We start from the raw sequence: 7,251 nt of genomic DNA, 5'->3' as shown, positions 1-7,251 counted from the left end.
CTCAAGATTTAAGAGAGATTGTTTGGTTTATGGCTTTTATCCTAAATAGCTTATGGTGTAAGCTGTTCTAACATGAGTTCAGCATACCCATTTTTTCCACTACAAATTACACCACTCAAGATTTAAGAGAGATTGTTTGGTTTATGGCTTTTATCCTAAATAGCTTATGGTGTAAGCTGTTCTAACATGAGCTCACTATACCCATTTCTTCCACTACAAATTACACCACTCAAGATTTGACAGAGAGTGTTTTGTTCATGGCTTTTATCCTAAATAGCTTATGGTGTAAGCTGTTCCAACATGAGCTCAGTATACCCATTTTCTCCACTCCCAATTACACCACTCAAGATTTGACAATCTTTTGCTGTTCCAAAATGAACTCAGTATACCCATTTTCTCCACTCCCAATTACACCACTCAAGATTTGACAGCATTTTATGGAAATGGTTGGTTTAACTTTGGCATCCGTCACTTATGGAAACGGTAATGAATAACAAAGCAAACTTATCAAAGCTGGAGGGGTTGGGTTAGTAGTCAGGATATGAGAGTATCCTGACCTAAATTTTTCGATACGCCCGCCCTGATGAAGCAGTAGCGGTTTCAACCCCTAGGCTGGAAAATATACAAAGCTGACTCTCGTACCAGAAAAACCACAAATCCACCTATGACACTTGGCAAGCTCGAACTCATCATCAAAATCAACGAACTACCGAACAACGTACAGACTAACAAAGACAACTGGAAAACCTTTGAGCTTGACTGTGACGGTCGGATAGTGTCCGTTAGTGTTAAGCCCAAAATATGGAAGAAGCTTGAGGATGCTGCTGCCAACTATCCCATGTGGGTTGCTGCTATCGGTGGCAAGATGGGTGAATCAACCCCTAACGGCTTTGTGCTATCAGACCCAAGTATCCAAGTCTTTGAGAAAAAACCAAAGGAACCCAAACCTGAAGCAGAGCAGTAAGAGGTTCGATCGCCAGTTGCCGGAGTGTGTCTGGCGGCAAGGCGATCGCGCTTTTTGTGGTGCAGTACGGAAAGCCCGATCGACGTGAGGAGGTCAAAATTTAAACTCCTTCGGCGACATCCGGGTGATCGCACTTGCCGACAGCCAACAGAACATCGGCCGCTCTTTTTGGTCAAATAATCTCAGATTTTAGATTCAGATTTTAGATTTTGACAGTGCAGTTGCTGTGCAAACCGCGCAAAAACAGGAATCAACAGGAATCAAAGTGTGTCAAGTTTCAATCCCTGATAGGGGTTTAGGTTTTTTTGCGACGGTTTGCAGTAACGCAGTAAGTAATGAAGGAGTTTCAACCTTGATAGGGGTTTAGGTTGTTTCCAGCACGGCAATCGAGTAAGGATCGCAATGTATATTTGAGGTAGTGTAGAGATTGAACTTCTTCATGAAACCAGAAGCACAAGCTAGACAAATTATAGACCAACTTCTCTCGGATGCAGGTTGGCAAGTTCAAGACAATAAACAAATCAACTTGGGTGCAGGGTTAGGAATTGCAGTGCGGGAATATCCCCTAAAGTCTGGTTTTGCGGATTACCTGCTATTCATTAACCGCAAAGCGGCTGGGGTAATTGAGGCGAAACCTGTAGGTCAAACCCTCAGTGGTGTAGAAATACAATCAGATAAATATTCGTTTAACTTGCCTAAAACTCTCGTCTGTCATCAGAAACCTTTACCCTTCATCTATGAAAGCACTGGTACAGAAACTTATTTTCGAGATTCTCGCGATCCAGATTATCGCTCCAGACGGGTGTTTGCTTTCCACAAACCGGAAACGTTACAGGAATGGTTAAGCGAACCGGACACCCTTAGAGGACGGTTGCAGCATTTACCAGTAATTGAGACAGAGGATTTACGAGATTGCCAAAAAGAAGCTATTTCCGGTTTATTTAATTCGCTTAAGCAAAATCGCCCTAGAGCTTTAATTCAAATGGCAACGGGGGTGGGTAAAACTTATACGGCTGTTAGTTTTATCTATTGGCTGATTAAATTTGCCGGGGCGAAACGGGTTTTGTTTTTGGTGGATAGGAAGAATTTAGGAGAGCAAACCCAGAAGGAATTTCAGCAGTATGTTACTCCTGATGATGGGCGGAAGTTTACTGAACTTTATAACGTGCAGTTGTTAAGTTCTAACACAATTGCTCCGGTGAATAAAGTTTGTATTACTACGATTCAGCGCCTTTATTCGATGTTGAGGGGAGAGGCTGAGTTTGAGACGGAAAATGAGGAAGGCTCGCTATTTGATGGGAACGAGGAAAACCTGCAACCCAAGGATGTTGTTTATAACCCCAAGATTCCCCTTGAAACCTTTGATTTTATTATTACCGATGAATGTCACCGCTCTATTTATAACGTTTGGCGGCAAGTGTTAGAATATTTTGATGCGTTTATTATTGGATTGACGGCAACGCCTTCAAAGCAAACTTTTGGCTTTTTCGATCAGAATTTGGTGATGGAATATCCTCACGAACGGGCGGTAGCTGATGGAGTGAATGTAGGGTATGAAGTTTATCGGATTCGGACTCAGATTACGGAACAAGGTAGCACTATCGATTCGGGGTTTTATATTGATACAAGAAATCGTCAAACTCGTAAACTTAGATGGCTACAGTTGGATGAGGATTTAAGTTATACTAGGAAGGAGTTGGATAAGTCTGTTGTTGCTTTTGACCAAATTCGCACGGTAATTCGCACGTTTAAAGAGCGATTATTTACGGAGATATTCCCTGGTAGAACTGATGTTCCCAAAACTTTGATTTTTGCTAAGGATGATTCCCATGCTGAAGATATTGTGCGAATTATGCGGGAGGAATTTGGCAAAGGCAATCAGTTTTGTAAAAAGATTACTTATCGCACTACAGGAGAAAAAACTGAAGATTTAATCGCCAGTTTTCGCAATTCTTACAATCCTCGCATTGCTGTTACGGTTGATATGATTTCAACGGGAACAGATATTAAACCTCTGGAATGTTTAATTTTTATGCGGGATGTGAAATCGCGGATTTATTTTGAGCAGATGAAAGGACGAGGAACTCGCACGATTAATTCAACGGATTTTCAAGCTGTTACTCCGGATGCTGAAGTTAAAGAACAATTCGTGATTGTGGATGTGGTAGGGGTGTGTGAGTCAGATAAAACGGATTCTCGACCTTTGGAAAGAAAGCGAAGTGTTCCTTTTGATGTGTTACTCCAAAGTGTTGCAACGGATGTCCGAGATGAAGACACGCTAATGTCTTTGGCGGGAAGGTTGGCAAAGTTTGAGAAAAAACTGAATGCGGATGAACACACGGAATTAAAAAGCGTTGCTGGGGGTAAGTCTATTCAACAGATTACTAGAGATTTACTCGATGCTCTCGATCCAGATAGACAAATTGAACAGGCGGTGAAGCTGTTTCAAAACCCAAACCCAACAGAAGCACAACAACAGCAAGCGGCTGAGGTGTTAGTTAACCAAGCTTGTCAACCGTTTGATAACCCTCAATTTCGGAATTTGCTGAAGGAGATTAAGAGTAAAAACGAGCAGATTATTGATACACTCAGTCAGGATGTCGTCTTAGCGGCGGGGTTTGATACCACTGCTAGGGATAAGGCGATGGGGATGGTGCAGAGTTTTCGGGAGTTCGTGGAAGCGAATAAGGATGAGATCACGGCGCTGCAAATCCTGTATAATCAGCCTTACGGTCAGCGACGGTTAACCTACGAGCAGATTAAGCAGTTAGCGAATGCCCTGGAACGTCCGCCCCGCAGCTTGACACCGGAAAAGTTATGGCAAGCTTACAGCCAGTTGGAAGCGGATAAGGTTAGGGGTGCAGGAGTACAAAAGCTGTTGACAGATATCATTTCTCTGGTACGCTTTGCGATGGGGGAAACGGAAACGTTAGAACCTTTCTCGGTGATGCTTGAGGAGAAGTTTCAGCAGTGGTTAATGGGTAAAAAGTTTAGTTCTGAGCAGGTTCGTTGGTTGGAAAAGATTAAGGAGCATATTATTACGAGTGTGCGGATTGATGTAGAGGATTTACAGGAAATGCCCCAAGAAGCGTTTCAGGGGTATCAATTATTTGGAAATGATTTAATGGATATTTTGGATGAGTTGAATGAGGTGTTAGCAGCGTAATGGGTGAGGAATTGTATGAGTTGCCGAAGGGTTGGGTCTGGGCATCGATAGGAGAAATAGCTAACATTGAAACTGGGGCCACTCCTCTCAGGAGTAAAAAAAAATATTATGAGTCAGGGACAATACCTTGGGTAACAAGTAGTGCTTTAAATGATTTGTTTATCAAACAAGCAGATGAAAAAATAACAGAATTAGCTTTAAAAGAGACTAATTGTAAAGTTTTTCCTATCCATACTCTACTTATAGCTATGTATGGGGAGGGTAAAACTAGAGGTAAGGTATCTGAATTATTAATTAATGCAGCTACCAATCAAGCTTGTGCAGCATTAATCTTTGAAGATTATGTCTTGGAGCTTAAACCCTATATAAAATTTTACCTTCAAAAAAATTACGATGATATTAGATGTTTATCTTCTGGTGGAGTACAGCCTAATTTAAATTTAGGAATTATTAAATCTACAAAGATTCCTTTTGCTCCACTACCTGAACAACATCGCATCGTTGCCAAAATTGAGGAACTATTTACCGAACTTGATGCAGGGGTAGAGTTACTTAAAAAGCTAAAAGCCAAATTAAAACGCTATCGTCATGCGGTGTTAAAAGCCGCAGTTGAAGGAAATTTAACTAAAGAATGGCGGAAAGCGAATCAAGGGGAATTAGAACCTGCTTCAATGTTACGCGATCACATCCTCAAGCAGCGACGCGAGAAGTGGGAAGCCGAACAACTGGCCAAAATGAAAGCACAGGGAAAAACCCCCAAGGATGACAGTTGGAAGCTGAAATATAAAGAACCTGTTGCACCCTACACCTCTGATTTACCTGAATTACCTGATGGGTGGTGTTGGGTAAACTTAGAGCAGTTATCTGAAGTCGTGAGAGGTGCTTCACCTAGACCTGCTGGCGATCCTAAATTTTTTGGTGGCAATATACCTTGGATTACAGTAGGTTGTTTAACTGCTGATACTCAACCTTATTTAATGTCTGTATCCGACTTTGTAACAGAAGCCGGAAAAGCAGCAAGTCGTTATATAGAACCAGAAACATTACTTCTAACCAATAGTGGGGCTACTTTAGGAGTTCCCAAAATTACGAAAATTGGCGGATGTATTAATGATGGTTCTGTGGCTTTACTGCACGTTGATTATCCTATCAAACTATATTTGTATTACTTGCTTTTAAGCATTACAAAGCAATTACGTGCAATTAATCAAGGCGCAGCACAGCCTAATTTAAACACAGGTATAGTAAAGGCTATTTTAGTTCCTTTTCCTCCATTAATGGAGCAAAAAGAAATAATTGAAGAACTTGAACGCCTATTTTCTGTAACAAATCAACTCGAAATAACCATAGATGCAAACCTCAAACGTGCTGAAAAACTCCGCCAAAGTATCTTAAAACAAGCCTTTGAAGGCCAACTCGTCCCCCAAGACCCCAACGACGAACCCGCCGAAAAACTGCTAGAATGGATTAAAGCCGAAAAAACCAAAATCGAAGCTGAGAAAAAAACCAAAAATAAATCAAAAACTAAATCTAGCCAACCTCGTAAATCCCCAACTACAGCAATACAATTAGAGTTAAATTTTAATGAGTAACATATCATCTACCATCGTTCAAAAACTTTGGAATTACTGCAACGTCCTAAGAGATGACGGCGTAAGCTATAGCGACTATGTAGAACAGCTTACCTATTTGTTATTTCTAAAAATGGTAGAGGAACAAGCCCAACTTCCCCCAGCATTGGGCAAACCTTCTACAATTCCAAAAGAATACGACTGGCAAACCTTACGGTTAAAAAATGGCGATGCTTTAGAAATTCAATACCGCCATACCCTAGAAAAATTAGGGAAAGAAAAAGGACTTTTAGGGGTAATTTTCCGTAAATCCCAAAACAAAATTCAAGACCCTGCCAAACTTAAACGAGTCATTGATTTAATTAACTCAGAAACATGGATTGGGTTAGATATTGACGTAAAAGGGGAAATTTACGAAGGACTGCTGCAAAAGAACGCCGAAGATACCAAAAACGGCGCGGGGCAGTATTTCACCCCCAGACCGTTAATTAAAGCCCTGGTAGAAGTCATGCGTCCCCAACCAGGACAGCGTATTTGTGACCCTGCTTGCGGTACTGGTGGCTTTTTCCTGATTGCCCATGACTACCTGAACAAACATTACCAACTCGATAAAGGTCAAAAGCAGTTTCTCAGACATCAGACCTTTAAAGGCTACGATGTGGCGGATGGAGTCGTGCGCCTATGTGCTATGAACCTGCATTTACACGGCATTAGTGGCGATGAAAGCCCCGTCGAAGCCAAAGATAGCTTAATGGCAAATTTGGGAGAACGCTTTGAACTGATATTAACTAACCCCCCTTTTGGCAAAAAAAGTAGCATCACAGTTTTCAACGATGATGGTAAAGCTGATAAAGAAAAAATTGCTTATCGTCGGGATGACTTTTGGGCGACGACTTCCAACAAACAATTAAACTTCCTCCAGCACGTCAAAACCCTGTTAAAAATTAAGGGTAAAGCGGCGGTTGTTGTACCTGATAACGTGCTTTTTGAAGGCGGTGCAGGAGAAACCATTCGGAAAAAATTACTTCACGAATGCGACGTACACACCCTCCTGAGATTGCCCACAGGAATTTTCTACGCTCAAGGGGTGAAAGCGAATGTTTTATTTTTCGATCGCCAACCTGCCAGCGCCGAACCTTGGACAAAAAAACTCTGGATTTACGACTTTAGAACCAACCAGCATTTCACCCTTAAAACTAATCCTTTACGTGCCGAGAACCTACAAGACTTTATCCAGTGCTTTAATGCCGAAAATCGCCATAACCGTCAAGAAAGTGAACGATTTAAAGCTTTTAGTTATGAAGAACTAATCCAACGGGATAAAGTCAGCCTGGATATTTTTTGGCTCAAGGATGAAAGTTTAGAAGACTCTGACAACCTTCCCACACCGGATGTTTTGGCTTCAGAAATTGCCGAAGATTTAGCAGCCGCTTTGCAACTCTTCCAAAGTATTAATAGTAACCTAGAACCTGCTGTGGAGTTAGAAACTGAATTATTGGAACAGTAGCTTTAATCAAAAATCGGTAGAGGTTTTGTCCCGAAAATTATAG

At 41.4% G+C, this 7,251-nt stretch carries 4 protein-coding genes; all 4 read left to right on the top strand.

Annotated elements, in window-relative coordinates:
* The first annotated feature begins 664 nt into the window (after positions 1 to 664).
* Entirely contained in the window at positions 665 to 964 is a 300-nt protein-coding gene (locus QT996_RS22450; RefSeq protein ID WP_333049060.1) for a hypothetical protein, read from the top strand.
* Positions 965 to 1,403: 439 nt separating this feature from the next.
* The gene (locus tag QT996_RS22445) at positions 1,404 to 4,130 is read left to right on the top strand and encodes a DEAD/DEAH box helicase family protein (protein ID WP_333049059.1); all 2,727 of its coding nucleotides are present in this window, start codon (positions 1,404 to 1,406) and stop codon (positions 4,128 to 4,130) included.
* On the top strand, positions 4,130 to 5,722 hold the full coding sequence (locus QT996_RS22440) for a restriction endonuclease subunit S (RefSeq protein ID WP_333049058.1): 1,593 nt from the start codon (positions 4,130 to 4,132) through the stop codon (positions 5,720 to 5,722). The genes QT996_RS22445 and QT996_RS22440 overlap by 1 nt, the downstream gene beginning before the upstream one ends.
* A complete protein-coding gene (locus QT996_RS22435; protein ID WP_333049054.1) occupies positions 5,715 to 7,208 on the top strand; it encodes a class I SAM-dependent DNA methyltransferase in 1,494 nt (497 codons plus the stop codon). Before QT996_RS22440 ends, QT996_RS22435 begins: the two co-directional genes overlap by 8 nt.
* The last annotated feature ends 43 nt before the right edge of the window (positions 7,209 to 7,251 follow it).

Source organism: Microcoleus sp. S13C4, from assembly GCF_036700865.1.
Lineage (GTDB): Bacteria > Cyanobacteriota > Cyanobacteriia > Cyanobacteriales > Microcoleaceae > Microcoleus.
Note: the sequence above shows the minus strand (reverse complement) of the source record. Positions and strands in the feature narration are given on the sequence as shown.